Source organism: Streptomyces sp. NPDC014882 (assembly GCF_043081325.1).
Classification (GTDB): domain Bacteria; phylum Actinomycetota; class Actinomycetes; order Streptomycetales; family Streptomycetaceae; genus Streptomyces.
On the sequence record NZ_JBIBWL010000003.1, the window covers coordinates 537488 to 561476 of the forward strand.

Genomic DNA, 23989 nt, shown 5'->3' on the forward strand with positions numbered 1-23989 from the left:
CTCGTGGCTGCGGTGTGTCAGAGGTGGGGAGCTGCCGGGGCGTACGACGCCATCGAAGCAGCTGACGGATGATCAGCGACGCGACATGTAGATGTCGAGCGCCTTGTGGAGCAGTTTGTTCAGCGGGAAGTCCCACTCGCCCAGGTACTCGGCGGCCTGCCCGCCCGTGCCGACCTTGAACTGGATCAGGCCGAACAGGTGGTCCGACTCGTCCAGCGAGTCGGAGATGCCGCGCAGGTCGTACACGGACGCGCCGAGCGCGTAGGCGTCGCGCAGCATCCGCCACTGCATCGCGTTCGAGGGACGGAACTCCCGGCCGATGTTGTCGGAGGCGCCGTAGGAGTACCAGACGTGTCCGCCGACGATCAGCATGGTCGCCGCCGAGAGGTTCACGCCGTTGTGCCGGGCGAAGTACAACCGCATGCGGTTGGGGTCCTCGGTGTTGAGGGCCGTCCACATGCGCTGGAAGTACGACAGCGGGCGTGGCCGGAAGTGGTCGCGCACCGCGGTGATCTCGTAGAGCCGCTGCCACTCCTCGAGGTCGTGGTAACCGCCCTGGACGACCTCGACGCCGGCCTTCTCGGCCTTCTTGATGTTGCGGCGCCAGAGCTGGTTGAAGTTCCTGTGGACCTCTTCGAGGGAACGGTTCGCCAGCGGCACCTGGTAGACGTAGCGCGGCTGGACGTCGCCGAAGCCGGCGCCGCCGTCCTCGCCCTGCTGCCAGCCCATGCGCCGCAGCTTGTCGGCCACCTCGAAGGCCCGCGGTTCGATGAAGTCGGCCTCGACGTCCCGCAGTCGCTTCACGTCGGGGTTCTGGATGCCCGCCTTGATGGAGGCGGCCTCCCAGCGTCGGATGATCACCGGCGGGCCCATCTTCACGGAGAAGGCGCCCTGGTGCTTGAGGTGCGCGAGCATCGGTTCCAGCCACTCGGTCAGATTCGGCGCGTACCAGTTGATGACCGGCCCTTCGGGCAGGTAGGCGAGGTAGCGCTTGATCTTGGGGAGCTGGCGGTAGAGGACGAGACCGGCACCGACGAGTTCACCGGTCCTGTCGTCGAACCAGCCGAGGCTCTCCGACCGCCACTCGGCCTTGACGTCTGCCCAGGCCGGAACCTGCATGTGGCTAGCCGCCGGCAGGCTCTGGATGTATGCCAGATGCTGCTCGCGGCTGATCGTCCTCAGGGTCAGGCTCATTCGGGGCGCTCCTCGGGCTGGTGTGTCCCCATGGGTACAGGGGCTCCGGCTCTCGCGCCGAAGCCTACTGCGCCTCGCGAGCGCCCCGACTGGGCGTACGGCTCCTTTGCCCCGGCCGGTGGACGGCCGGGGCGTTCCGCCGGGACACCGCCGTTGTCGTGCGGGGCCGGCGGCCGACGCCGGCGGGGGCGCCGGGCCGGTGGCGGTCAGGTCACCAGAGGCCACCGAAGAGGCCGCCGTGTGCCATACCGAGGAAGAAGCCGACGCCGGAGGCACCGAGCCCCAGGATCAGGCCGAAGCGCTCACGGGTGGTCTCGGAGACCCACTGCCCGTATGCGCCGGTGAAGATCCCCACCAGGCCGGCCCACGAGCTGAGCAGGTGGAGGCTGTGGAACATCGCCGTGATGAAGGCCACCGCGCCCAGGGCCAGGGTGACGGCCATGAGCGTGTCCTGAAGCGGATGGGGCCTGCCGTCGGTGGCGAGCAGAGAACCGGCGGTGTTGGGTCGCAATGCCTGTGCCATGAGGCACCTCCTGCGGAGAGCGGCGCACTGTAGCGCCATACACACCCGATGCGTACAGATTGACGGGCTCCGGGGCCGGATTTCAACCGGAAGCAGGTGTGCAGGTAGTCTGTACCGTCTGCACCGGTGTCTGCCCAGGCACAGCCAGGGACTCCGCCCAGCTCAGAGCGGGAACGTCGCGACGCGACCCCCGATTGTCAGTGGCGGCCGATACCGTTGCGTACGCATCACAACCCTCCTGCCACGGAACGACCGTGGCCGTTGAGTCCAAAGGAGGTGGGTTCCACATGCGTCACTACGAAGTGATGGTCATCCTCGACCCCGATCTCGAGGAGCGCGCTGTCTCCCCGCTGATCGAGAACTTCCTCTCCGTCGTCCGTGAGGGCAACGGAAAGGTGGAGAAGGTCGACACCTGGGGCCGTCGTCGTCTCTCGTACGAGATCAAGAAGAAGCCCGAGGGCATCTACTCGGTCATCGACCTGCAGGCCGAGCCTGCGGTCGTCAAGGAGCTCGACCGCCAGATGAACCTGAACGAGTCGGTCCTCCGGACCAAGGTCCTCCGCCCCGAGACCCACTGAGCTTCCCCGCTCACCTGGTCTCGGGATTTCGAGTAGCAGCACCAGCAGCCAGCAGCAGCAAACCCGCCGAGAGGTTCCCCCATGGCAGGCGAGACCGTCATCACGGTCATCGGCAATCTTGTCGATGACCCCGAGCTGCGCTTCACCCCCTCCGGTGCGGCGGTCGCGAAGTTCCGTGTCGCGTCCACTCCCCGCACGTTCGACCGTCAGACCAACGAGTGGAAGGACGGCGAGAGCCTGTTCCTGACCTGCTCGGTCTGGCGTCAGGCGGCGGAGAACGTCGCAGAGTCGCTCCAGCGGGGCATGCGCGTCCTCGTGCAGGGCCGGCTGAAGCAGCGGTCCTACGAGGACCGCGAGGGCGTCAAGCGCACGGTCTACGAACTGGACGTCGAGGAAGTCGGCCCCAGCCTGCGCAACGCCACGGCCAAGGTCACCAAGACCACCGGCCGCGGTGGCCAGGGTGGCGGCGGTGGCTTCGGCGGCGGTGGCGGCGGTGGCGGCGGTGGCGCCCAGGGCGGCGGCTGGGGCGGCGGCCCCGGCGGCGGTCAGCAGGGCGGCGGCGCTCCCGCCGACGACCCGTGGGCGACCAGCGCTCCCGCCGGTGGCAACCAGGGCGGCGGCGGTGGCGGCGGCTGGGGTGGAAACTCCGGCGGCGGTGCCGGTGGCGGCTACTCGGACGAGCCCCCCTTCTAGGCCTTCGGGCCCGGTTCTCCGGGCCGGTTCAGGTCGAGGGCGGGTCGTATCCCAACTTCTTGATCACACAGGAGAATCACCATGGCGAAGCCGCCTGTGCGCAAGCCGAAGAAGAAGGTCTGCGCTTTCTGCAAGGACAAGGTCACGTACGTGGACTACAAGGACACGAACATGCTGCGGAAGTTCATTTCCGACCGCGGCAAGATCCGTGCCCGCCGCGTGACCGGCAACTGCACGCAGCACCAGCGTGACGTCGCCACGGCCGTGAAGAACAGCCGTGAGATGGCGCTGCTGCCCTACACCGCCCAGGCGCGATAAGGGAAGGGTGACCGAAAAATGAAGATCATCCTCACCCACGAGGTCTCCGGCCTCGGTGCCGCAGGCGACGTCGTCGACGTCAAGGACGGCTACGCTCGCAACTACCTGATCCCGCGGAACTTCGCGATCCGCTGGACCAAGGGCGGCGAGAAGGACGTCGAGCAGATCCGTCGCGCTCGCAAGATCCACGAGATCCAGACCATCGAGCAGGCCAACGCCGTGAAGGCCCAGCTCGAGGGCGTCAAGGTCCGCCTGGCCGTCCGCTCCGGCGACGCCGGCCGTCTCTTCGGTTCCGTCACCCCGGCTGACATCGCCTCGGCGATCAAGGCTTCCGGTGGTCCCGAGGTCGACAAGCGCCGCATCGAGCTCGGCTCTCCGATCAAGACCCTGGGCGCCCACGAGACGTCCGTGCGTCTGCACCCCGAGGTGGCCGCCAAGGTCAGCCTCGAGGTCGTCGCGGCCTGATCGCTGTGCTCGGCTTGTAGAGCCGAGAAGGGGCCGCACCCTCCAGGGTGCGGCCCCTTCCGCGTACCTCGGTCGATCCGCAGGCATTGTGACGGGGACGTTTCACGTGAAACGCCGTTTTCGTGGGCAGCGGTCAGCGGGTTGCTCCGGTGACCAGCCAGCGCCCTGAGCGGGTGCGCAGCCAGAGGGTCAGCATCCGGACCGCCATCATCAGGGTCATGGCCCCCCACAGCGCGGTGAGGCCGCCCCCCAGGGTGGGAACCAGCAGCGCGACCGGAGCGAAGACCGCCAGGGTGAGAACCATTGCCCAGGCCAGGTAGGTGCCGTCGCCCGCGCCCATCAGTACACCGTCCAGAACGAAGACGACGGCACAGACCGGCTGGGACAGGGCCACCACCAGCAGGGCCGGCAACGCGACGTCCTTGACCTCCGGATCTCCGGTGAACAGGGGCAGGAACAACGGCCGGGCCAGGACCACGAGCAGGGCCAGTACGACACCCACGGCAAGACCCCACTCCACCATGCGGCGGCAGACGGCCCGGGCGCCATGGGGGTCGTCGGCACCGAGATAACGTCCGATGATCGCCTGTCCGGCGATGGCGATGGCGTCGAGGGCGAAAGCCAACAGGCTCCACAGTGACAGGACGATCTGATGGGCGGCGATGTCCGCGTCGCCGAGGCGGGCGGCCACAGCGGTCGCGATCATCAGCACGGCTCGCAAGGACAGGGTACGTACCAGCAGGGGTGCGCCCGCCCGAGCCGACGCCCGGATGCCAACGACGTCGGGGCGCAGGGTGGCGCCATGTCGGCGGGCTCCCCGGATCACCACGACGAGATAGGCCGCTGCCATGCCGCACTGGGCGATGACCGTGCCCCAGGCGGAGCCGGCGATGCCGAGACCCGCGCCGTAGACGAGACCGACGTTCAGAAGGGCGTTGGCCACGAAGCCCGCGACGGCGACGTAGAGAGGCGTCCTCGTGTCCTGGAGGCCGCGCAGAACGCCTGTCGCGGCGAGGACGACCAGCATGGCGGGGATGCCCAGCGCGGAGATGCGCAGATAGGTGATCGCGTACGGAGCGGCCGTCTCCGAGGCGCCGAACAGTTCCACGAGGGAGGGGGCGGAGGGAAGGACGAAGGCGATCACGGTCGCGCCGAGCAGCAGTGCCAGCCAGATCCCGTCCATACCCTGACGGATGGCCGCCGGGAGATCGCCGGCGCCCACGCGGCGGGCGACGGCCGCCGTGGTGGCGTAGGCGAGGAAGACGAAGATGCTGACGGCTGTGGTCAGCAGAGCGGAGGCCACGCCTAGGCCGGCGAGTTGCGCGGTGCCGAGATGGCCCACGATGGCGCTGTCGGCCAGGACGAAGAGGGGCTCGGCGACGAGCGCGCCGAAGGCCGGGACCGCCAGCGCGACGATCTCCCGATCGTGCTGTCGCCGGGTGACCTTGGGGATCGCAGGAGCCGGTGTCATGGCGCCCAATCTAATCGTCCACAGGTAAGAGATGCAATTGACCAATGACCCTTACTTGGTGACTCGCTGTGTGTGCTCACCTGCACCCTTCGCAACGAACGTGATCCGACTGGGGAAGTTTTTCTTCTGCACAGTCGGTGGATGGTAAAGGTGCTGGTCAGAGAGGTCGTATGGGGCGAGAAGAGGGCTTGTTCACAGGGCTGTCCACCGAGTCGTGCACAGGTTTTGAGCAGTTCTCCACAGCATCGGGGTCACTATCCACAAGGCCTGTGGATAACCAGATTGGCTGACGCCGTCGTCGGGCCTACCGTGGTCCGGCGCCCGCTCCGTCCCACGGCTGTGAAAGCCGCGCAAAACCGACACGCTCGAACCGGAGTTGGGCCTCTTAGTTGTCAGTGCCGTGCCGTAGAAATGTGAGGCGCGGCGAGGTCCGCTCCGCGGACGGGAGGAGGTGGCTCGGTTGAGCATTTCCGAGCCCTTGGACGATCCGTGGGCCGACAGCGGTCCCAGTGATCGTCTGCCCTCTTCCCGCCGACGTGACGGAGGCCGCGGACGCGACGAACAGCACGACCGGGGCCGGGACAGTGGCGAATGGGACGGCGGCGGGACCCCTTTCGAGCGGGTACCACCGCAGGACCTCGACGCCGAACAGTCCGTGCTCGGCGGCATGCTCCTGTCGAAGGACGCCATCGCCGACGTGGTCGAGATCCTCAAAGGCCACGACTTCTACAAACCGGCGCACGAGACGATCTACCAGGCCGTCCTCGACGTCTATGCCAAGGGCGAACCGGCCGACCCCATCACGATCGCCGCCGAGCTCACCAAGCGCGGCGAGATCAACAAGGTCGGCGGTGCCTCGTATCTGCACACGCTCGTGCAGACCGTGCCGACGGCGGCGAACGCCGAGTACTACGCGGAGATCGTGCACGAGCGCGCGGTCCTGCGCCGCCTGGTCGAAGCCGGCACCCGCATCACCCAGATGGGGTACGCGGGCGACGACGACGTCGACGAGATCGTCAACCGGGCCCAGGCCGAGATCTACGCCGTCACCGAGCAGCGCACCAGCGAGGACTACCTCCCGCTCGGCGACATCATGGAGGGCGCCCTCGACGAGATCGAGGCGATCGGCTCGCGCAGCGGCGAGATGACCGGTGTACCCACGGGCTTCACCGACCTCGACTCGCTCACCAACGGGCTGCACCCCGGCCAGATGATCGTCATCGCCGCCCGGCCCGCCATGGGCAAGTCCACACTCGCCCTCGACTTCGCCCGCGCGGCCTCGATCAAACACAACCTGCCCAGCGTCATCTTCTCCCTGGAAATGGGACGCAACGAGATCGCGATGCGCCTGCTGTCCGCCGAGGCCCGTGTCGCCCTGCACCACATGCGCTCCGGCACGATGACGGACGAGGACTGGACCCGTCTGGCCCGCCGGATGCCCGAGGTGTCGTCCGCGCCGCTCTACATCGACGACTCGCCGAATCTGTCGATGATGGAGATCCGCGCCAAGTGCCGACGGCTCAAGCAGCGCAACGACATCAAGCTCGTGATCATCGACTACCTCCAGCTGATGCAGGCTGGCGGCTCCAAACGCTCCGAGAGCCGTCAGCAGGAGGTCTCGGACATGTCCCGTAACCTCAAGCTCCTCGCCAAGGAGCTCGAGGTCCCGGTGATCGCGCTCTCCCAGCTCAACCGTGGTCCCGAGCAGCGCACGGACAAGAAGCCGATGGTGTCCGACCTCCGTGAGTCCGGCTCCATCGAGCAGGACGCCGACATGGTCATCCTGCTGCACCGCGAGGACGCGTACGAGAAGGAGTCGCCACGCGCGGGCGAGGCGGACATCATCGTGGGCAAGCACCGTAACGGCCCGACAGCCACGATCACTGTGGCCTTCCAAGGGCACTATTCGCGCTTCGTGGACATGGCGCAGACCTGATCGCGTGCTCTGGGCGAAATGGGCTCGACGCGGGCCGCGACGCCGGATGGACTGGGGTCATGACGACACCTCTGGAAGAGCTGCTTCCCGGCACCCGACGGGCGCTGCTGCACCGGATCGCCGTGGCCCAGTCCGAGGGCCGGGCGCCCTCGCTCGTCGCCGCGGTGATGCGGGACGGGCAGGCCGTGTGGCACGGGGCGCGGACCTCGGTCGACGGGCACGTTCCGGACGAAACGGTGCAGTACCGGATCGGCTCGATCACCAAGATCTTCACCGCCGTTCTCGTGCTGCGGCTGCGCGATGAAGGGGCGCTCGACCTCGAGGACCCGTTGGAGAAACACCTTCCGGGTTCGGGCACCGGGGAGGCAACCGTCGCCCAGCTCCTCGCGCACACGGGAGGCTTGGCGGCCGAGTCGCCCGGCCCGTGGTGGGAGCGGACTCCCGGCTCGTTGCGTCCCCGCCTCTCCGACGTCCTCGGTGATCAGGCCGCACTGCACCCGCCGGGGCGTCGTTTCCACTACTCCAACCCCGGCTACAGCGTCCTCGGCGCTCTCGTCGAAGAACTTCGCGGTGCTCCGTGGAACGAGGTGCTTCAGCGGGAAGTGCTCGAACCTCTGAATCTTGCGCGTACGAGTGTGCGGTCGATTGCTCCTCACGCGGGAGGCTGGGCGGTGCATCCCTGGGCTGACGTGATGCTTCCCGAACCCGCCGAGGATTTCGGCCGGATGGCCGCGGCCGGTCAACTCTGGTCCACGACCGGCGATCTGGCGCGGTTCGCCGCCTTCCTGGTCCGAGGGGACGACAGGGTGCTGGGTGCGGAGACTCTCAAGGAGATGCGGACGCCCGCGGCGCCGGCCGACGTCACCGACCTCGCGAGCGGTGGCACGTACGGGCTCGGTATGCGGATCGAGAACCTGGGCGGCCGGGTGCTCGTGGGGCACTCGGGGTCGGTGCCGGGGTTCCTGGCCGGTCTCACGGTCAGCGTGGCCGACGACGTCGCCGCCGTGGTCCTGGCCAACTGCACGTCGGGACCGATGGTGACTCAGGTGGCCGCCGACCTCGTACGCATCGTGGCCGAGGCCGAGCCGCGGATCCCCGAGCCCTGGCGGCCGTTGCGGGACCTCGATCGGTCCGTCCTGGAACTGGCGGGCCAGTGGTACTGGGGGACCAGCCCGTTCGCCCTACGGGTCACGGCTGACGGCCACGTCTCGCTCGGGCCGCTCTCCGGTGACGGGCGGCGCTCGCGATTCCGGGCGAACGGCGACGGAACGTGGTCGGGCCTGGAGGGCTACTTCGCCGGGGAGACTCTGCGGGCGGTGCGGCGCCCGGACGGCGCCGTGGACCATCTCGATCTCGGATCGTTCGTGTTCACCCGCCGACCGTACGACGATGAGGCCGACGTGCCCGGTGGTGTGGACGCGGAGGGATGGCGGGGGATCGGCTAGCGCTCGGCGGAAGGAGGCAAGGTGCCGCGTTTCACGTGAAACGCGGCACCTTGTCCTGGGGAGGCCCGGCGGCTGATCTCACCGCCCCTCAGAGTTGGAGCTTGAAGCCGAGGTGCGAAGCCTCGAAACCAAGCCGCTCGTAGAAGCGGTGGGCGTCGGTGCGCGTGCTGTCGGAAGTCAGCTGGACCAGTCGACAGTCCTCCCGCCGGGACTCCTCGATCGCCCACTCGATGAACCGGGTGCCGAGGCCGCCGCCGCGCTCGTCGGCGTGAACACGTACGCCCTCGATGATCGACCTGGTCGCCCCGCGCCGGGAGAGACCCGGCACGATCGTCAGTTGGAGGGTGCCCACGACGCGGCCCTCGCGCACGGCCACGACCAAGCGCTGGTTCGCATCGGCACTGATTCGCTCCAGCGCCCTCAGGTAAGGGGCGAGGTCGTCCGGTGCTTCACGCCGCGCTCCCAGAGGATCGTCCGCGAGCAAGCCGACGATCGCGGGAATGTCCTCGGCGACGGCGGCGCGTATTTCAAGATCTCCCATGACCGCACCCTATGCAGCGGCGGGTGCCTTCAGGGATTCCACGACCCGGACCAGTGGAGCCAGCTCCGGGTTCTTCGCCGCCTCGTCCAAGGCCTCGCGAAGGGCGGTGTCGTTGGTCGGGCGGGCCTGCTCCAACAGCTTCAGGCCTGGCTCGGTGACGTTCGTGTAGATGCCGCGGCGGTCGGTGGGACACAGGTATCGCTCGAGCAGGCCACGGTTCTCGAGGCGGGTGACCAGCCGGGTGGTGGCGCTCTGGCTGAGGACGACGGCGTCGGCCACCTGCTTCATCTGCAGGTGCCCCCCGTCGCCGTCGTGCTGGCGGCTGAGCACGTCGAGGAGGGAGTACTCGCGCACGCTCAGGTCGTGCCGGGCCTGGAGAGCGCGCTCGATGTGGGCCTCGATCCTGCCGTGCAGCAGGGAGAGGGCACACCAGCCCTGAGCGAGAGCGGTGAGTGCGGGGTCCGTCGCGGTCATGGGTGTTCTCCTCCGTCCCGGTACGGCTGGATCCCAGGATAGAGCAATGCCGCAATAGACCGCTGTTGCACATAGCCCGCGTCTGCAATTATTGTGAACGCTCGTAAGGCGTTTTTGCAATCTTCTGGAAGGTTCATCCCACCATGCCTCTGGCGCTCCTGGCCCTCGCGATCGGGGCCTTCGGCATCGGCACGACCGAGTTCGTGATCATGGGTCTGCTGCCCGAGGTCGCGGGCGACTTCGACGTCTCCATCCCCACGGCCGGCTTCCTGGTGACCGGTTACGCGCTCGGCGTCGTGCTCGGCGCCCCGCTGATGACCGTCCTCGGCACCAAGGTGTCCCGCAAACGGATGCTGATGCTGCTGATGGGCCTGTTCGTCGTCGGCAACCTCCTGTCGGCCGTCGCCCCGGCTTTCGCCGTCATGCTGATCGGCCGGATCGTCGCCTCCCTCGCCCACGGTGCGTTCTTCGGCATCGGCTCGGTCGTCGCGGCCGACTTGGTCGCCCCGGACAAGAAGGCCGGCGCCATCGCGATGATGTTCACGGGCCTCACCGTCGCCAACGTCGTCGGCGTTCCGTTGGGCACACTCGTCGGGCAGACCGTCGGCTGGCGCGTGACCTTCGGAATCGTTGCCCTTCTCGGCGTCCTCGGACTGGCGGGCATCGCCAAGCTGGTGCCCGAACTGCCCCGCGCGCAGGGGGTCCGCCTGCGACACGAACTGGCCGCGTTCAAGAACACGCAGGTCCTGCTCGCCATGGCGATGACCGTCCTGGGCTTCGGAGGGGTCTTCGCGGCCATCACCTACATCGCACCGATGATGACCCACGTGGCGGGCTTCGCCGAGGGTTCCGTCACCTGGCTGCTCGTCCTCTTCGGGCTCGGCATGGTCGGAGGCAACCTCGTCGGCGGCAGGTACGCCGACCGCGCTCTGATGCCGATGCTGTACGTCTCCCTCGGCAGCCTGGCGGTCGTCCTGGCCCTCTTCACCTTCACCGCGCACGACAAGGTCCTCGCGGCGGTCACGATCGTCCTGATCGGTGCCCTGGGCTTCGCCACGGTCCCACCGCTCCAGAAGCGCGTCCTCGACCAGGCGCACGGTGCTCCGACACTCGCCTCGGCGGTGAACATCGGTGCCTTCAACCTCGGCAACGCCCTCTCCGCCTGGCTCGGTGGCCTCGTCATCGCCGGTGGCCTCGGTTACACCGCGCCGAACTGGGTCGGCGCCGCCCTTGCCGCGACGGCTCTCGCTCTCGCTCTCGTCTCGGCCGCGCTGGAGCGCCGCGACAACACCGCCGGCGTCGTCGTCACCGGACGGACCCCGGCCGAACAGTCGGCAGCCGTCCACCACTGAGCCGTGACGGACGCCTGACCGGGGCTGTGGACGTCGGGCGGCCGGCTGCCGGAGCAGAACGACGGCCTCGCCACCGCGGCCCTGGAAGCGCGGGCCTGGCCTTTCCTCTTGATGACGTGTGGACCTGCGTCCTTCCGGAACGTGCGTGCACGCCGGGGTCCGAGACCTTTCGGACACCGGCCCCCGCGTCGCTGTCCGTCTCAGCCGGCCGCCACCGTGAGTGGAGCGAACCGCCGCCTCCAGTCGCCGGGCAGTTCACTGAAGCCGTAGGTCATGACGGTGTTGAAAGCGACCGACGACAGGCCTCGCTCCTTGACCCAGGCCAGCAGTTCCTCGTGCCGGACGTCGATGTCGATGCGCAGTGGTCGGTCGGAATGCTCGGCCAAGGACGCCAGGAGTGCTTTCGCCGTCCCGGTGTCGCGGGCGATCAGCGGTCCCACGACATGGGTGTCCATATTGGGCCAGGCGGCCGCGTAACCGATGATCCGGCCGCCGTCCTCGGCGACCCGCACCTGGTCGGCGAACGCGGGCAGCCGCGCGATCACGGGAGTGCGGTCGGCCCCGAACACTTCCTCGTCCAGGCGCAGGATCGTCGTGAGATCCTCCGCCGTGGCCGCTCGTGTCATGACGCCGGGCCTCGGACCGCCGGGTGTGAAGCGGCCGACCACCATCTCGGCACGGCCCGTGGCCTTGAATCCCAGCTCCTCGTACAGAGGGCGGCCGTTCGGCGTCGCATGCAGCGTCAGCGGCGTCGTGCCCATCACGGAGGTGATGTGCCGCATGAGTCGACGGCCGACGCCCTGCCGGGTATGCCGTTCCGCGACCAGCACCATGCCGACGGCACCGAAAGCCGGCTGGCCATGGGGGCCGTACTCGGTGACCACGCAGGCGCTGACGAGGCCCCCGTCCGGGTCGTCGATGCCGTAGCCCTTTCCAGCGGTGAGGAGGAAGCCCCACTTGTGTTCTTCACGGGGCCACCCCCTGTCCTCGGACAAGTCGGCACAGGCGATGAGGTCACGGTGCGTCAGACGACGAATGGGGAGAGCTGCGAGAGAAGGAGTCGGCACGCAGGTCAGGCTGTCCGACCGGAACCTCTGACGTCCACCTGTTTCCCCACAGTCGTATGTGCTTTTGGCCAACCAGCGGTCCTCAGCACGGCATGCGGACAGCCAGGCCTCGTTTCACGTGAAACATCTGGATCCTGGGCAGCCTGTCGGCGGTCCGGGAAGCCGACGGAAGCCGACCTGAAATCCAGAGCCTCATCCCAGGTCGGGTGCATGCATGGCACGGACACCCTCGATGTTGCCGTCGAGGTAGTGCCGCAGAGACAGCGGCACGAGGTGGACGGAGGCGATGCCGACCCGAGTGAACGGCACGTGGACGATCTCGTACTCTCCGACGGGTTCGTCGATCTCAGGACCGTGCCGCAGGGCGGGGTCCATGGACTCCAGGCGGCAGACGAAGAAGTGCTGCACCTTCACGCCGGTCGCACTGCCGTTCTCGCCGATGTGCTCGACGGTGTCGACGAAGCAGGGGACGACGTCGGTGATCTTGGCACCGAGTTCCTCGTACACCTCGCGATGCAGGGCGTCGACGACGGTCGTGTCCTCGGGCTCGACTCCGCCGCCGGGCGTGACCCAGTAAGGATCTAGGCCGGGCTTGCTGCGTTTGATCAGGATCAGGTCGTCGCCGTCCAGCAGAACGGCGCGCGCGGTGCGCTTGACCACAGGTCGGACGGTCATGAGGGGAATGTGGCCCCGCTGGTTCCACGTGAAACATCCCGCATCGTCGCCACGCGGACCCGGTCCCCGGTGGCGGGAAGAGTCGCTTCAGCACCAGTGGGCCGCCGCCCTCAGCAGCCTGTCGTGCGCCCGCGCGATGAGCGGCATCGCCAGCGTGCCGGTACGCACCACCAGGACGTAAGTCCGCAGCGGTGGCACCGGCGGACGGTGCAGCTCGACGACGTCTCCGCGGTCCAGGGCCGCCACGCACAGATAGCGGGGCAGCACCGCCAGACCCGCACCGGCGGTCACGCAGGCCAGGACGGCGCGCAGGTCGGGGACGATGACGGCACCGGCAGTCGCGGGCCGGGAGTCGAAGACGGACGCCCAGTAGCGGGAGACGAAGGGCAGCGACTCGTGGACCTCGACCACGGGCAGGCCTTCCAGGGCGGCTGTCTCCGCGCCGTACGGCTTCTCGGCGTGGATCGGGTCCACCCGGCCCGGCGCAGCGATCAGGACGTGCTCCTCGTCGCACAACGGGGTGGCGGTGAGCAGGGCTCCGCGCGGTCGGGCCGTGGTGATGGCGAGGTCGTGGTGACCGGCGGCCAGCCCGTCCAGAACTTCCTCGGCGGTTCCGAAGGAGGCGCGCAGGGCGAGCCCATGCCCACCCTCGCCGGTCAGCTCGGCAAGAGCGGGAAGGGCCCGTTCTGCGGTGAACTCGGGTGGCCCGGCGAGGTGCAGCGTCCGTACGGGGGAATCGTCGTCGAGGCCGCTCTCGGTGATCTCCACGAGGGCGTCGAGGTGCGGGGCGGCCTTGTGGGCGAGCTCGTCCCCGATGGTCGTCGGTGTCACACCGCGGGCCTGGCGCAGGAACAGGGGGCGGCCGAGCTGCCTCTCCAGGGTGCGGATCTGGGAGGTGACGGCCGGCTGTGACAGGCCCAGCAGGGCGGCGGCGCGGGTGAAGGAACCGGCCCGGTGCACGGTCACGAAGGTGCGCAGCAAGGCCAGATCCATAGTGAGCGCTTCCCTCCCCTGCCTTTCTCGCGGGCTGGCGACAGGGCACAACCATAAATAAGTCGATAGGTCTCTGTCGCTCCCGTGATTGGACACTGACACTGAGTCAACTAGCCTGTTTCGCACGGTTCTTAGCGTGTGGAACCGCTGACGGTCCGAGCCACGAGGGGGGAGGCTCGGACCGTCCCCCGTACGGCGCGGGACACCCGGCGGGCATCCGCGAGCCGGTCATCGCGCCGACTCCTCCAGCGCGCGCAGCACGTCTGCCACCAGATCCTCCGGGTCCTCGGCGCCGACCGACAGCCGGATGAAGCCTTCGGGCACCGCGTCCCCGCCCCAGCGCCCACGACGCTCGGCGGTGGAGCGCACCCCACCGAAGCTCGTCGCGTCGTCCACGAGCCGCAGCCTGTCGAGGAACCGCTCGGCACGCGCGCGCGTGGGCAGCGTGAAGGAGACGACGCAGCCGTAGCGCCGCATCTGCCGCGAGGCCACCTGGTGCGACGGATCGTCCGGCAGCCCCGGGTACCGCAGGCCGGTCACCTCGGGCCTTTCCCGTAGGACCTGGGCCACGGCCAGTGCGGTGGAGCTCTGCCGGTCCACCCGCATCTGCAGCGTGGCGATCGACCGGTGCGCGAGCCAGGCCTCCATGGGCCCCGGGATCGCCCCGACGATCTTGCGCCAGCGCCGCACGGCGGTCATCGGCCCGCCGGAGTGTCCGGTGACGTAGCCGAGCAGGACGTCGCCGTGACCGGTGAGCTGCTTGGTGCCGCTCGCCACCGAGAAGTCGGCCCCCAGTTCCAGCGGGCGCTGCCCGAGCGGCGTCGCCAGGGTGTTGTCGACGGCCACCAGGGCGCCACGCGCGTGTGCCGCCTCGGCGAGACGCCGGATGTCGCACACGTCCAGGCCCGGGTTCGACGGGGACTCGATCCACAGCAGCTTCGCCCCGTCGAGGGCGCCGAGCTGGGCGTCGCCACCGGTCGGCGCGGTGCGCACCTCGATGCCGTACGCCTCCAGCTGGGCGCGGACCAGGGAGAGCGCCTGATAGCCGTCGCCGGGCAGGACGACGGCGTCCCCGGCGCGCAACTGGGAGAAGAGCACGGACGAGATCGCCGCCATGCCGGAGGCGAACACGAGCGTTTCGAAGCCGTCCTGCCCCGGCGCCTCCAACTCGCCGACGGCACGCTCCAGGTGCGTCCAGGTCGGGTTCTCGTCACGGCCGTAGGTGTACGGCCCCGTGGGCTCGCCGGGCAGGTGGAAGTGCGCGGCGAACACCGGGCCCGGCAGGGTCGGTTCGTACTTGACCGGCTCCGGAAGACCCGCCCGCACCGCGCGCGTGCCCTCACCTGATCCTGCGGCGGCGCCTCCGGCCGTGAGGGAGTCACTCATGCCACTCGTCCTTCCACGTCCGCGCGAACCGCGGCGAGCAGGCCCGCGCTCGCCTCCTCCACCATCTGCAGACACTCCTCGAAGCCGTCCCGGCCCCCGTAGTAGGGATCGGGGACGTCCAAGTCGGTGGCGGCGGAGTCGTACGCGCGCAGCAGCCGGACCTTCCGGGCGTCCTCGTCGGTCGGGGCGAGGCGGCGCAGGGCCTCGAGGTGTCCGGCGTCCAGGGCGATCACGAGGTCCAGGCGGGCGAACCAGGACTGTTCGAACACGCGGGCCGTGTGCTCGACGGCGTATCCGTTCTCCTCCAGGACGGAGACGGTGCGCGGGTCGGCCGCCTCGCCCACGTGCCAGTCGCCCGTGCCGGCACTGTCGACCTCGACCAGGTCCTGGAGGCCGGCCCCGGCGACGTGCGCGCGGAAGACGGCCTCGGCCATCGGGGAGCGGCAGATGTTGCCGGTGCAGACGAAGCAGACGCGGTACCCCACGGTGCGCTCAGTCCTCGTCGGGCAGGACGACGTTGAGCGCCCAGGAGACGACGGAGATGATCAGACCGCCCAGGACCGCGGTCCAGAAACCCTCTACGTGGAAGCTGACGTCGAGCTGGTCGGCCAGCCACGAGGTAAGCAGCAGCATCAGAGCGTTCACGACCAGGGTGATCAGTCCGAGCGTGAGGATGAACAGGGGGAAGGTCAGCACCTTCACGACGGGCTTGACCAGGAAGTTGACCAGGCCGAACAGCAGCGCCACCACTATCAGGGTGCCGACCTTCTCGCCCGTGCCGGCACCGGTCAGCGTGATCTTGTCGAGCAGCCAGACGGCGACCGCCAGGGCGCCCGCGTTGGCGATCGTCTTGACTACGAAATTCTTCATGTGTCTGATCGTGGCAGAACTGATCGACCAAGAGGGCGGACGAGGGCGATGAAGGCATTCCGGTTGGATGAACTGGAGGCGGAGAGAGCCGCCAACGACGGCGCCTACCTGCAGTTTCTGCGCGAACGGAACATGTCGGTCGGCCTCTACGCACTCGATGCCGGGGCCCACGACCCGCAGGACCCCCACCACCAGGACGAGATCTACTTCGTCGTGAGCGGACGCGCCTCCCTGACGGTCGGTCTGGAGACCACCCAGGTCGCGCGCGGAAGCGTCGTGTACGTGCCGGCCGGAGTCGCCCACAAGTTCCATCACATCAGCGAGGACCTGCGAGTCCTGGTGGTGTTCTCGCCGCCGGAGGGCTGAGCGTCTCCACCCGGCAGCGGAGGTGCCGCCTCGGGGTTCCCTCAGGGATCGGTCAGGGGAGGACCGGGGGTGCGCGGCCCCCGCAGGCGCCCCTCGGGATCTAGCATCGACGGCAGGACATCGAAGGAGCCGGGCCGTCGGTGGTACCGGACACCGGACAGACGAGGACGAGGACGATGCGAGAGATCTTCGCGGGACTGCCGTGGTGGGTGAAGTGGGTGGCGGTGCCCGTCATCGCGTTGGTCGTGTTCGGCGGCCTGATAGCGAGCGTCGTCGGCTTCGTGATCGGCCTGCTCTTCAAGCTGCTGGTCTTCGTGGCGCTGGTCGGGGGACTGATCTACGTGGTCCGGAAGTTCACGGCGGGTTCCTCCTCGCGCGGCGACTGGTGAGCCGTGCGGAGAGAGGGCGCCGGTAACAGCGATCGCCGGTTCCCTCGGCCGGGGGAAGTTTTCCGGACGGCGGGACCGTCGGCGGTGGCGGGCCGTTAAAGTCCGGAACCCTTCGCGGGGCCACACCCCGCGAGCGGCGTTCCTCCCTCCCGTGTTTCCCGCACGGGCCGCCCTCTCGAACTTCGGGAGTGACCCTTGGCCACGGTTGACACCGCAGCATTCGCGGCACCTCACCCACCTCCCCTCCGCACCCGCTCCACCGCCCCCCTGCTCCAGAGGCCCGCGGGCAGAGGCGTCCCCGAACAACCGCAACCCGCGGCGACGCTCATCGGGTCCGTGCAGCGCGCCATGCGACTGCTGGAATCCGTGGCCCTGCATCACGAGGGGGCTCCGGCGAAACAACTCGCCCGCGAGACCGGCCTGGCGCTGCCCACGGCGTACCACCTGCTGCGCACCCTCGTGCACGAGGGCTATCTGCGGCGCGACAGGGGGATGTTCTTCCTCGGGGAGGCGGCCGAGAGACTGGGCGGCAGCGGAGCCGCGCAGAAACGTCGCAGCACCATGGCCACCACCCTCGCGCACTGGCGCGATTCGATCGGTGCTCCGGTGTACTACGCCCGCTACCAGGACGGCGAGATCGAGGTCATGTGCGTCTCCGACACCCCGGGCCATCCGGCGGTCGCGGAATGGGCCGACTTCCGTGAGACAGGACACGCGCACGCCATCGGGCAGTGTCTGCTGGCCCAGTTGGACGAGACGGCCCGCCGCGACCACCTGGACCGTCACCCCGTGCAGTCGATCACGCCGTACACCGTGCGGGACGATCACACCCTGTTGCGGCGGCTGGCCCGCATGCGGCGGATGGAGGCGGTCGTCGAGCGGCAGGAGTACGCGCTGGGCACGGTGTGTGCCGCGATCCCGATCACCGTGGGCACGACCGCCGCCACGGTGGCCATTTCCCTCCCCGCTCATCAGGCCGGCCGGCTGCCGACGGCGGTACAGCGGCTGCAGAGCGAAGCCGGACGGATGCTGGGGTCACTTGCTGTCTCTATCAGTATCTGAAAACTCACTCCTTGTGATCTATTGTGCACTTTCAGCAAGATGCCAGCAGTGTCAGGGGTTGATTCCCGGCCAGTCGACGGCAATGACGGGACAGGGCGATGCGCGAGTCCGTGCAGGCAGTAGAGGCAGAGGTCATGATGAGCTTTCTCGTCTCCGAGGAGCTCTCTTTCCGCATCCCGGTGGAACTGGGCTACGAGACCTGCGATCCGTACGCCGTACGGCTCACTTTTCATCTTCCCGGCGATGCTCCGGTGACCTGGGCGTTCGGGCGTGAGCTGCTCATCGACGGGGTGGGCAGACCGTGCGGTGAGGGAGACGTGAGGGTCTCGCCGGCCGACCGGGACCTTCTGGGCGACGTGCTGATCCGGCTTCAAGTGGGCGGTGACCAGGCGATCTTCCGTTCGTCAGCGGCCCCGCTCGTGGCCTTCCTCGATCGCACCGACAAGCTGGTGCCGTTGGGGCAGGAGGGCGCTTTCGCCGACTTCGACGCCCATCTCGACGAGGCCTTGGGCCGGATCCTGGCGGAGGAACAGAGCGCCGGGTGAGGTCTGGTGGGGATGGGTGGGGGCGCGCCGGTGCAGTAACGCTTCTGCTGGACCGGCTGAGAGGCGCCCTACAGCCGGTCCGCACCGATCGGTCCCGATCGGTCCGCCCCGATCGGCGAAGGGGCGCGCGCGAGGAGGGTGACGGCCCGGGTGTGCGAAGGACATCGCGTCCGGTGGCTCCTTCGCGCACCCCGGAGCGTCAGCGCTTGCGACGCCTGCCTCTGCCGCCCCGGAGGCCCTGCAGGGTCGTGCCCGCCGTACCCGCCGCACCGGCCGGTGGCATCTTCGGTGCGCCCGGCGCTCCCGGAGCTGCCGCGGTGAGCGCGCCCGTGCCCGACCGGTCCGCCGACACCACGAGCGCGGCAAGCGCCGTGGTCACCGGAACCGACGCGACCAGCCCGATCGAACCGACCAGCGTGCGCACGATCTCCTCGGCGACCAGCTCACTGTTGGCGACCGTGCCGACACTGCTCTGTGCGATGGAGAACAGCAGCAGCAGAGGCAGGGCGGCGCCGGCGTAGGCCAGGACGAGCGTGTTGACCACGGACGCGATGTGGTCGCGGCCGATCCGGATGCCCGCCCGGTACAGCCCTCGCCAGCCCATCGTGGGGTTGGCCTCGTGCAGTTCCCAGACCGCCGACGTCTGGGTGACCGTCACGTCGTCCAGGACGCCGAGCGATCCGATGATGATTCCGGCGAGGAGCAGGCCGCTCATGTCGATCGACGGGTACAGGCCGTGGATCAGACCGGTGTTGTCGTCCGTGTTGCCGGTGAGCGCCGCCCAGTCGACGAACCAGGAGCCGAGGACGCCGATCAGCAGCAGGGAGATGAGGGTGCCCAGAACCGCCACGGAAGTGCGGGCCGACAGACCGTGACACAGATAGAGAGCGATCAGCATGATGGCGCTCGCCCCCACGACCGCCACCGCGAGCGGGTTCGACCCTTGCAGGATCGCGGGCAGGACGAAGAAGTTCAGCACCATGAAGCTGATGGCCAGCGAGACCAGCGCCATGACACCCCGCAGCCGCCCGACGACCACGACGGCGACGGCGAAGATGAGGGCGAGCAGGGTCAGTGGAACGCGGCGGTCCACGTCGGTGACCGAGTACTGAAGGTCCTTCGGTGCGGAGGGCTCGTAGGCGACCACGACCTTCTGCCCCTCGTGCAGTTGCCGTGACTGGTCGGGCTGGACGATCTCGGTGAAAGTACGGCCCGCGTCCGCGCCGGTGTCCACGCGGATCGTGGCCTTCTTGCAGGTGCCGTTCTCCTGCTGGACCGCGGAGGAGCCTTCAGCGGTGGAGGTGTCGCCGGTGGGGGTGCCGCCCGAGGCGTTCGCCGACGAGCAGCTGATGTCCTCGACGTCGGAGACCGTCGCCCGCTGCGTCTGCCGGTCGAAGCCGACACCGGTGCGCTCGTGCGCCGGAGCACCGCCGGGCCACAGCACGACCAGGCCGGCGAGCACGGCCACGGCGAAGGGGATGAGGACGGCCGCGATGACCTTGCGCAGATGCTTGGAGACGGGAGCGGCCGGTCCATGACTGTGGCTGTGTCCGTGGCCGCCGCCCGGACCGGGGACATGGCCGCCGTGCCCGCCGCTGTGCCCGTCACCAGGGCCATGACCGTCATGGGAACCGCGCCCGTCACCTGGGGCGGTGCCGTGTCCAGGGCCCCCACCGGAGCCTTGCCCGCCGCCGGAGCCCTGCCCGCCACTGGAACTCCGCCCCCCGCCGGGGCCCTGTCCGCTCTCAGGACCGAAGCCGTATCCGCCGTCGGGACCGGCACCCGGAGCCGGACCGGCACCCGGACCCGGGCCGGCACCCGGACCCAGGCCGGCACCCGGACGAGGGCCCGGGCCGGAAGCGGAACCGCCACCGGGGTCGTACCCCTGCCCTCGCCCGGGGCGTCCGGCGGGAGGAGTGCCCGGACCGCGGGGCTGTTCGGGCGGCGGGAACGGAGGATGGGGTGTCGTGGTCACCGCCCGATCATCGCAAGAACGACCGAGGCCCACTGTTCACCGCGCCACAAAGGACGCTAGCGTGGAGGCACTTTTGCACACGCGGGAGCTCGGAGCACCGGGCTGAGAGGGCGCTGACCTTCGTCTTTGCGATGTTTCACGTGGAACGTCACCACCACCGAGTGATGTCTCACATGAATCGTCGGCAGACGGAAACCGCTGCGTCGACCGCTGAACCTGTTACCGGGTAATGCCGGCGTAGGGAGTAGGTCTCATGACCAACAAGGACACACGCACGCCTGCCTCCGCGCAGACCTCCGACGAGGTCTCCAGCGACCAAGAGGCCGGGAAGTCCGTCGGATGGCACAAGGCGTATGTCGAGGGTCCGCGCCCCGACCTGCGGGTGCCGGTCCGCCAGGTGCATCTCACGAACGGGAAGTCGGTCACGCTGTACGACACTTCCGGCCCGTACACCGATCCGCTCGTCGAGACGGATGTCCGCAGGGGGCTGCCGCCTCTGCGGGAGAACTGGGTCATCACCCGTGGCGACACGGAGGAGTACGCGGGCCGCCCCGTCCGTCCGGAGGACGACGGGATCAAACACACCTCGCCGCGTGGCGGACTGCGCAATCTCGACGCGGTCTTCCCCGGGCGTCCCCGCCTGCCGCGCCGCGGCCGGGCCGGGCAGGCGGTCACTCAACTCGCCTACGCGCGGCGGGGGGAGATCACGCCGGAGATGGAGTACGTGGCCGTCCGGGAGAATGTGGAGCCCGAGGTCGTCCGCGAGGAGATCGCGGCCGGACGTGCGGTGCTGCCCGCCAACGTCAACCACCCGGAGATCGAGCCGATGATCATCGGCAAACGGTTCCTGGTGAAGGTCAACGCGAACATCGGCAATTCGGCGGTGACCTCCTCCATCGAGGAGGAGGTCGAGAAGATGACCTGGGCCACCCGATGGGGCGCCGACACGGTCATGGACCTGTCCACCGGTCGTAATATCCACACCACCCGTGAGTGGGTGCTGCGCAACTCACCGGTCCCCATCGGCACGGTGCCGCTCTATCAGGCACTGGAGAAGGTCGACGGCCGGGCCGAGGAGCTGACCTGGGAGATCTACAAGGACACGGTGATCGAGCAGGCCGAGCAGGGCGTGGACTACATGACCGTCCACGCAGGCGTGCGCCTGCCGTACGTCCCGCTGACGGCGAACCGCAAGACCGGAATCGTCTCCCGCGGTGGCTCGATCATGGCCGCGTGGTGCCTGGCCCACCACAAGGAGTCGTTCCTCTACGAGAACTTCGAGGAACTCTGCGAGATCCTCGCGGCCTATGACGTCACGTACTCGCTGGGCGACGGGCTGCGGCCCGGCTCGATCGCGGACGCCAACGACGAGGCCCAGTTCGCGGAGTTGCGCACCCTCGGGGAACTCAACCGCATCGCGAAGCGCTTCCATGTTCAGACCATGATCGAAGGTCCGGGACACGTCCCGATGCACAAGATCAAGGAGAACATCGACCTTCAGCAGGAAATCTGCGATGAAGCTCCGTTCTATACGCTCGGCCCGCTGACGACGGATGTCGCCCCGGCGTACGACCACATCACCTCCGGCATCGGTGCCGCGATGATCGCCTGGTGGGGCACGGCGATGCTCTGCTACGTCACGCCCAAGGAACACCTGGGCCTGCCCAACCGCGACGACGTCAAGACCGGCGTCATCACCTACAAGATCGCCGCCCACGCCGCCGACCTCGCCAAGGGCCACCCCGGTGCGCAGGAATGGGACGACGCGCTGTCCGACGCCCGTTTCGAGTTCCGGTGGGAGGACCAGTTCAACCTGGCTCTCGACCCGGACACCGCCCGGGAGTTCCACGACGAGACACTGCCGGCCGAACCGGCGAAGACGGCCCACTTCTGCTCGATGTGCGGGCCGAAGTTCTGCTCGATGAAGATCTCCCAGGACATCCGCCGTGAGCACGGAGGCAGCCGGGAGGAGGTCGAGGAGGGCATGGCACAGAAGTCCAAGGAGTTCGCGGCCGCAGGCAATCGGGTGTACCTGCCCGTCGCGGACTGACGTGCGGTGACGGCGCCGCTGCCGTGCCGGTCGGGGGCACGGCAGCCGGGCCGTGGTGTTCGGGGCCGGAGGTGGCCTCGACGGTGGCCAGGACGCGGGCGACCGCCGGTTTCCGTCGGGGGAGGTGCTTCTGGGGTACGGCTCGGCAGACTGGTGCCATGACAGCGCAACCCATGAGCAAGGGCGCCAATCTGCCGGTCGACGTGCCGTCCGTACGCGTCGAGATCAGCTGGTCCGAACAGGCCGGCGGGCCGGACGTGGACGTGTCGGCCCTGCTGCTGACGGCCGCCGGCAAGGTGCGCGACGACGCGGACTTCGTCTTCTACAACCAGCCGCGGCACGCCTCCGGAGCCGTGCGGCACGCGGGGAAGCGGAGCGCCGGCGGCGTCACCACCGACGCGGTCGAGGTGGACCTGCGTTCGCTGGAGGGCGCCGTCACCCGTGTGGCACTGTGCGCGTCCGCCGACGGCGGCACCTTCGGGCAGGTGACCGGTCTGACGCTCAGGCTGTTCGACGCCGGGGGCCCGGTGGAGCTGGCGCGGTTCGAGATGCGAGGGGAGACCGAGACCGCGTTCATCGGCGGTGAGCTGTACCTGAGGGAGGGACGCTGGAAGTTCCGGGCGGTCGGCCAGGGGTACGCCTCCGGGCTCGCGGGCCTGGCCACCGACTTCGGGATCAGCGTCGATGAGGAGCCCGCCGCCACGGCGGCCGGTCCCGGGGCGTCGCCCGTAAGCACGCCACCCCCGCCTCCGTCGGCCGCGCCCCGGCCCGCTCCGGGCGTGCCCACGCCACCGCCTCCCGCTCCGGTCCCCTCCACCGCTGTGCCCGCGTCGCCTTCCGGGGGCACCCGGCTGACCAAAGGCGAGGAACACCTTCCCGTCGACATGCGCAAGCGGCTCTCCCTGCGCAAGCAGCAGGTGGCCGTCAGCCTGAGCAAGCGTGGTGCGGCCGGGGTCAGAGCGCGGGTCGTTCTGGTGCTCGACGCATCGGGGTCCATGTCGTTCCTGTACTCCGGCGGTGTGGTGGCGGACGTGGTCGAGCGCATGGCCGCGGTGGCGGCACAGCTCGACGACGACGGCGAGATGCAGGCCTGGACGTTCGCATCGAACCCGGCCCGGCTGCCGGACCTGCGCCTGGGGGAGCTTCCCGACTGGCTGCGGCTGCATGTGCGGGTGGGCGAGATCAGCCTGTTCCGGCGGAGCAAGAAGCCGCGGAAGGGGTTGCAACCGGGCCAGGTCGACATGCGCTCGGTCGGCATCCAGAACGAGGAACAGAAGGTCATCGCCCAGGTCAGGGATTTCGTCCGGGCGAACCCGGTGGCGGCCCCGACGCTGGTGCTGTTCTTCTCCGACGGAGGCGTATACCGCGACGCCGCGATCGAGAAGGAACTGCGCGCCGCAGTGGAGGAGCCGATCTTCTGGCAGTTCGTCGGACTCGGCCGTTCCCACTACGGCGTCCTCGAGCGGTTCGACACGCTGCCCGGCCGACGCGTGGACAACGTGGGCTTCTTCGCCGTCGACGACATCAGCACGGTCCCGGACCCCGAGCTCTACGACCGGCTCCTGTCCGAGTTCCCGCACTGGCTCACGGCCGCGGGGCAGGCGGGCATCCTCTGACCGGC

At 69.0% G+C, this 23989-nt stretch carries 25 protein-coding genes and 1 riboswitch; of the genes, 13 read left to right on the forward strand and 12 right to left on the reverse strand.

The window, feature by feature from the left end; genetic code table 11:
• Window positions 1-72 precede the first annotated feature (72 nt).
• Both femX and ACF09K_RS10370 read right to left on the reverse strand, forming a co-directional pair.
• Window positions 73-1194: a peptidoglycan bridge formation glycyltransferase FemX gene (gene femX, locus ACF09K_RS10365; RefSeq protein ID WP_392242202.1), complete on the reverse strand. Its 1122-nt coding sequence runs from the start codon at window positions 1192-1194 to the stop codon at window positions 73-75.
• Between the two features lie 211 nt (window positions 1195-1405).
• Complete coding sequence (locus ACF09K_RS10370) at window positions 1406-1717, reverse strand: hypothetical protein (protein ID WP_392242203.1); 312 nt, start codon at window positions 1715-1717, stop codon at window positions 1406-1408.
• Between the two features lie 287 nt (window positions 1718-2004).
• On the opposite strand from ACF09K_RS10370, the gene rpsF reads away from it, so the two are divergent.
• The 4 genes from rpsF to rplI all read left to right on the forward strand — a co-directional run bounded on the left by rpsF (window position 2005) and on the right by rplI (window position 3771).
• On the forward strand, window positions 2005-2295 hold the full coding sequence (gene rpsF / locus ACF09K_RS10375; RefSeq protein ID WP_006604399.1) for a 30S ribosomal protein S6: 291 nt from the start codon (window positions 2005-2007) through the stop codon (window positions 2293-2295).
• A gap of 81 nt (window positions 2296-2376) precedes the next feature.
• Window positions 2377-2988 carry a single-stranded DNA-binding protein gene (locus ACF09K_RS10380; protein WP_392242205.1) on the forward strand — a complete coding sequence of 204 codons (612 nt, stop codon included), beginning with the start codon at window positions 2377-2379 and terminating at the stop codon, window positions 2986-2988.
• A gap of 81 nt (window positions 2989-3069) precedes the next feature.
• Window positions 3070-3306 carry a 30S ribosomal protein S18 gene (gene rpsR / locus ACF09K_RS10385; RefSeq protein ID WP_020130672.1) on the forward strand — a complete coding sequence of 79 codons (237 nt, stop codon included), beginning with the start codon at window positions 3070-3072 and terminating at the stop codon, window positions 3304-3306.
• A gap of 18 nt (window positions 3307-3324) precedes the next feature.
• Entirely contained in the window at window positions 3325-3771 is a 447-nt protein-coding gene (gene rplI, locus ACF09K_RS10390; RefSeq protein ID WP_363092325.1) for a 50S ribosomal protein L9, read from the forward strand.
• Window positions 3772-3904: 133 nt separating this feature from the next.
• On the opposite strand, the gene ACF09K_RS10395 is transcribed toward rplI, so the two are convergent.
• Window positions 3905-5242: an MATE family efflux transporter gene (locus tag ACF09K_RS10395; RefSeq protein WP_392242207.1), complete on the reverse strand. Its 1338-nt coding sequence runs from the start codon at window positions 5240-5242 to the stop codon at window positions 3905-3907.
• A gap of 460 nt (window positions 5243-5702) precedes the next feature.
• On the opposite strand from ACF09K_RS10395, the gene dnaB reads away from it, so the two are divergent.
• On the forward strand, window positions 5703-7178 hold the full coding sequence (dnaB, locus tag ACF09K_RS10400; RefSeq protein WP_392242209.1) for a replicative DNA helicase: 1476 nt from the start codon (window positions 5703-5705) through the stop codon (window positions 7176-7178).
• 59 nt (window positions 7179-7237) lie between these two features.
• Entirely contained in the window at window positions 7238-8623 is a 1386-nt protein-coding gene (locus tag ACF09K_RS10405) for a serine hydrolase domain-containing protein (protein ID WP_392242211.1), read from the forward strand.
• 88 nt (window positions 8624-8711) lie between these two features.
• Here ACF09K_RS10405 and ACF09K_RS10410 read toward each other — a convergent pair whose 3' ends face one another.
• Together ACF09K_RS10410 and ACF09K_RS10415 are read right to left on the reverse strand one after the other, a co-directional pair.
• Window positions 8712-9164 carry a GNAT family N-acetyltransferase gene (locus tag ACF09K_RS10410; RefSeq protein ID WP_392242212.1) on the reverse strand — a complete coding sequence of 151 codons (453 nt, stop codon included), beginning with the start codon at window positions 9162-9164 and terminating at the stop codon, window positions 8712-8714.
• A 9-nt stretch (window positions 9165-9173) separates the two neighbouring features.
• A complete protein-coding gene (locus ACF09K_RS10415; protein WP_392242213.1) occupies window positions 9174-9638 on the reverse strand; it encodes a MarR family winged helix-turn-helix transcriptional regulator in 465 nt (154 codons plus the stop codon).
• 143 nt (window positions 9639-9781) lie between these two features.
• On the opposite strand from ACF09K_RS10415, the gene ACF09K_RS10420 reads away from it, so the two are divergent.
• Window positions 9782-10990 (forward strand): MFS transporter, encoded by a 1209-nt coding sequence (locus ACF09K_RS10420; RefSeq protein ID WP_392242215.1) that lies wholly within the window; start codon window positions 9782-9784, stop codon window positions 10988-10990.
• A 200-nt stretch (window positions 10991-11190) separates the two neighbouring features.
• Here ACF09K_RS10420 and ACF09K_RS10425 read toward each other — a convergent pair whose 3' ends face one another.
• The 6 genes from ACF09K_RS10425 to ACF09K_RS10450 form a co-directional block, all read right to left on the reverse strand.
• Window positions 11191-12057 carry a GNAT family N-acetyltransferase gene (locus ACF09K_RS10425; protein ID WP_392242448.1) on the reverse strand — a complete coding sequence of 289 codons (867 nt, stop codon included), beginning with the start codon at window positions 12055-12057 and terminating at the stop codon, window positions 11191-11193.
• Window positions 12058-12249: 192 nt separating this feature from the next.
• Window positions 12250-12732 (reverse strand): NUDIX domain-containing protein, encoded by a 483-nt coding sequence (locus ACF09K_RS10430; protein ID WP_392242216.1) that lies wholly within the window; start codon window positions 12730-12732, stop codon window positions 12250-12252.
• Window positions 12733-12819: 87 nt separating this feature from the next.
• Window positions 12820-13725, reverse strand: a complete 906-nt coding sequence (locus ACF09K_RS10435; protein WP_392242217.1) for a LysR family transcriptional regulator — start codon at window positions 13723-13725, stop codon at window positions 12820-12822.
• Between the two features lie 228 nt (window positions 13726-13953).
• A complete protein-coding gene (locus ACF09K_RS10440; RefSeq protein ID WP_392242218.1) occupies window positions 13954-15111 on the reverse strand; it encodes a cystathionine gamma-lyase in 1158 nt (385 codons plus the stop codon).
• Window positions 15108-15596, reverse strand: coding sequence for a low molecular weight protein-tyrosine-phosphatase (locus ACF09K_RS10445; RefSeq protein ID WP_392242219.1), 489 nt, complete (start codon window positions 15594-15596; stop codon window positions 15108-15110). The genes ACF09K_RS10440 and ACF09K_RS10445 overlap by 4 nt, the downstream gene beginning before the upstream one ends.
• Window positions 15597-15603: 7 nt before the next feature.
• Complete coding sequence (locus ACF09K_RS10450; RefSeq protein WP_392242220.1) at window positions 15604-15981, reverse strand: phage holin family protein; 378 nt, start codon at window positions 15979-15981, stop codon at window positions 15604-15606.
• Window positions 15982-16029: 48 nt separating this feature from the next.
• Between ACF09K_RS10450 and ACF09K_RS10455 the strand changes: the two genes are divergently transcribed.
• The 4 genes from ACF09K_RS10455 to ACF09K_RS10470 all read left to right on the forward strand — a co-directional run bounded on the left by ACF09K_RS10455 (window position 16030) and on the right by ACF09K_RS10470 (window position 18343).
• A complete protein-coding gene (locus ACF09K_RS10455; RefSeq protein WP_392242221.1) occupies window positions 16030-16347 on the forward strand; it encodes a cupin domain-containing protein in 318 nt (105 codons plus the stop codon).
• 176 nt (window positions 16348-16523) lie between these two features.
• Window positions 16524-16736, forward strand: coding sequence for a DUF5326 family protein (locus ACF09K_RS10460; RefSeq protein WP_366058244.1), 213 nt, complete (start codon window positions 16524-16526; stop codon window positions 16734-16736).
• 348 nt (window positions 16737-17084) lie between these two features.
• Window positions 17085-17798 (forward strand): IclR family transcriptional regulator, encoded by a 714-nt coding sequence (locus ACF09K_RS10465; protein WP_392242449.1) that lies wholly within the window; start codon window positions 17085-17087, stop codon window positions 17796-17798.
• A 98-nt stretch (window positions 17799-17896) separates the two neighbouring features.
• Window positions 17897-18343: an SsgA family sporulation/cell division regulator gene (locus tag ACF09K_RS10470; protein WP_392242222.1), complete on the forward strand. Its 447-nt coding sequence runs from the start codon at window positions 17897-17899 to the stop codon at window positions 18341-18343.
• 199 nt (window positions 18344-18542) lie between these two features.
• Here ACF09K_RS10470 and ACF09K_RS10475 read toward each other — a convergent pair whose 3' ends face one another.
• Window positions 18543-20318: a YibE/F family protein gene (locus ACF09K_RS10475; RefSeq protein ID WP_392242224.1), complete on the reverse strand. Its 1776-nt coding sequence runs from the start codon at window positions 20316-20318 to the stop codon at window positions 18543-18545.
• Window positions 20319-20389: 71 nt separating this feature from the next.
• Window positions 20390-20579: riboswitch (TPP riboswitch) on the forward strand.
• On the opposite strand from ACF09K_RS10475, the gene thiC reads away from it, so the two are divergent.
• Complete coding sequence (gene thiC / locus ACF09K_RS10480; protein WP_392242225.1) at window positions 20572-22368, forward strand: phosphomethylpyrimidine synthase ThiC; 1797 nt, start codon at window positions 20572-20574, stop codon at window positions 22366-22368. (Overlaps the previous riboswitch by 8 nt.)
• Before the next feature lie 158 nt (window positions 22369-22526).
• The gene (locus tag ACF09K_RS10485; protein WP_392242227.1) at window positions 22527-23984 is read left to right on the forward strand and encodes a VWA domain-containing protein; all 1458 of its coding nucleotides are present in this window, start codon (window positions 22527-22529) and stop codon (window positions 23982-23984) included.
• Window positions 23985-23989 lie beyond the last annotated feature (5 nt).

What these genes read in the sequence shown, in the direction of transcription:
- thiC (WP_392242225.1), top strand. Translation starts at nt 20,572, where the DNA reads ATGACCAACAAGGACACACGCACGCCTGCCTCCGCGCAGACCTCCGAC.
- ACF09K_RS10370 (WP_392242203.1), bottom strand. Translation starts at nt 1,717, where the DNA reads ATGGCACAGGCATTGCGACCCAACACCGCCGGTTCTCTGCTCGCCACC.
- ACF09K_RS10430 (WP_392242216.1), bottom strand. Translation starts at nt 12,732, where the DNA reads ATGACCGTCCGACCTGTGGTCAAGCGCACCGCGCGCGCCGTTCTGCTG.
- ACF09K_RS10455 (WP_392242221.1), top strand. Translation starts at nt 16,030, where the DNA reads ATGAAGGCATTCCGGTTGGATGAACTGGAGGCGGAGAGAGCCGCCAAC.
- rpsF (WP_006604399.1), top strand. Translation starts at nt 2,005, where the DNA reads ATGCGTCACTACGAAGTGATGGTCATCCTCGACCCCGATCTCGAGGAG.
- femX (WP_392242202.1), bottom strand. Translation starts at nt 1,194, where the DNA reads ATGAGCCTGACCCTGAGGACGATCAGCCGCGAGCAGCATCTGGCATAC.
- ACF09K_RS10485 (WP_392242227.1), top strand. Translation starts at nt 22,527, where the DNA reads ATGACAGCGCAACCCATGAGCAAGGGCGCCAATCTGCCGGTCGACGTG.
- ACF09K_RS10470 (WP_392242222.1), top strand. Translation starts at nt 17,897, where the DNA reads ATGCGCGAGTCCGTGCAGGCAGTAGAGGCAGAGGTCATGATGAGCTTT.
- ACF09K_RS10435 (WP_392242217.1), bottom strand. Translation starts at nt 13,725, where the DNA reads ATGGATCTGGCCTTGCTGCGCACCTTCGTGACCGTGCACCGGGCCGGT.
- rplI (WP_363092325.1), top strand. Translation starts at nt 3,325, where the DNA reads ATGAAGATCATCCTCACCCACGAGGTCTCCGGCCTCGGTGCCGCAGGC.
- ACF09K_RS10440 (WP_392242218.1), bottom strand. Translation starts at nt 15,111, where the DNA reads ATGAGTGACTCCCTCACGGCCGGAGGCGCCGCCGCAGGATCAGGTGAG.
- ACF09K_RS10405 (WP_392242211.1), top strand. Translation starts at nt 7,238, where the DNA reads ATGACGACACCTCTGGAAGAGCTGCTTCCCGGCACCCGACGGGCGCTG.
- ACF09K_RS10420 (WP_392242215.1), top strand. Translation starts at nt 9,782, where the DNA reads ATGCCTCTGGCGCTCCTGGCCCTCGCGATCGGGGCCTTCGGCATCGGC.
- ACF09K_RS10395 (WP_392242207.1), bottom strand. Translation starts at nt 5,242, where the DNA reads ATGACACCGGCTCCTGCGATCCCCAAGGTCACCCGGCGACAGCACGAT.
- rpsR (WP_020130672.1), top strand. Translation starts at nt 3,070, where the DNA reads ATGGCGAAGCCGCCTGTGCGCAAGCCGAAGAAGAAGGTCTGCGCTTTC.
- ACF09K_RS10410 (WP_392242212.1), bottom strand. Translation starts at nt 9,164, where the DNA reads ATGGGAGATCTTGAAATACGCGCCGCCGTCGCCGAGGACATTCCCGCG.
- ACF09K_RS10460 (WP_366058244.1), top strand. Translation starts at nt 16,524, where the DNA reads ATGCGAGAGATCTTCGCGGGACTGCCGTGGTGGGTGAAGTGGGTGGCG.
- ACF09K_RS10415 (WP_392242213.1), bottom strand. Translation starts at nt 9,638, where the DNA reads ATGACCGCGACGGACCCCGCACTCACCGCTCTCGCTCAGGGCTGGTGT.
- ACF09K_RS10465 (WP_392242449.1), top strand. Translation starts at nt 17,085, where the DNA reads ATGCGACTGCTGGAATCCGTGGCCCTGCATCACGAGGGGGCTCCGGCG.
- ACF09K_RS10380 (WP_392242205.1), top strand. Translation starts at nt 2,377, where the DNA reads ATGGCAGGCGAGACCGTCATCACGGTCATCGGCAATCTTGTCGATGAC.
- ACF09K_RS10450 (WP_392242220.1), bottom strand. Translation starts at nt 15,981, where the DNA reads ATGAAGAATTTCGTAGTCAAGACGATCGCCAACGCGGGCGCCCTGGCG.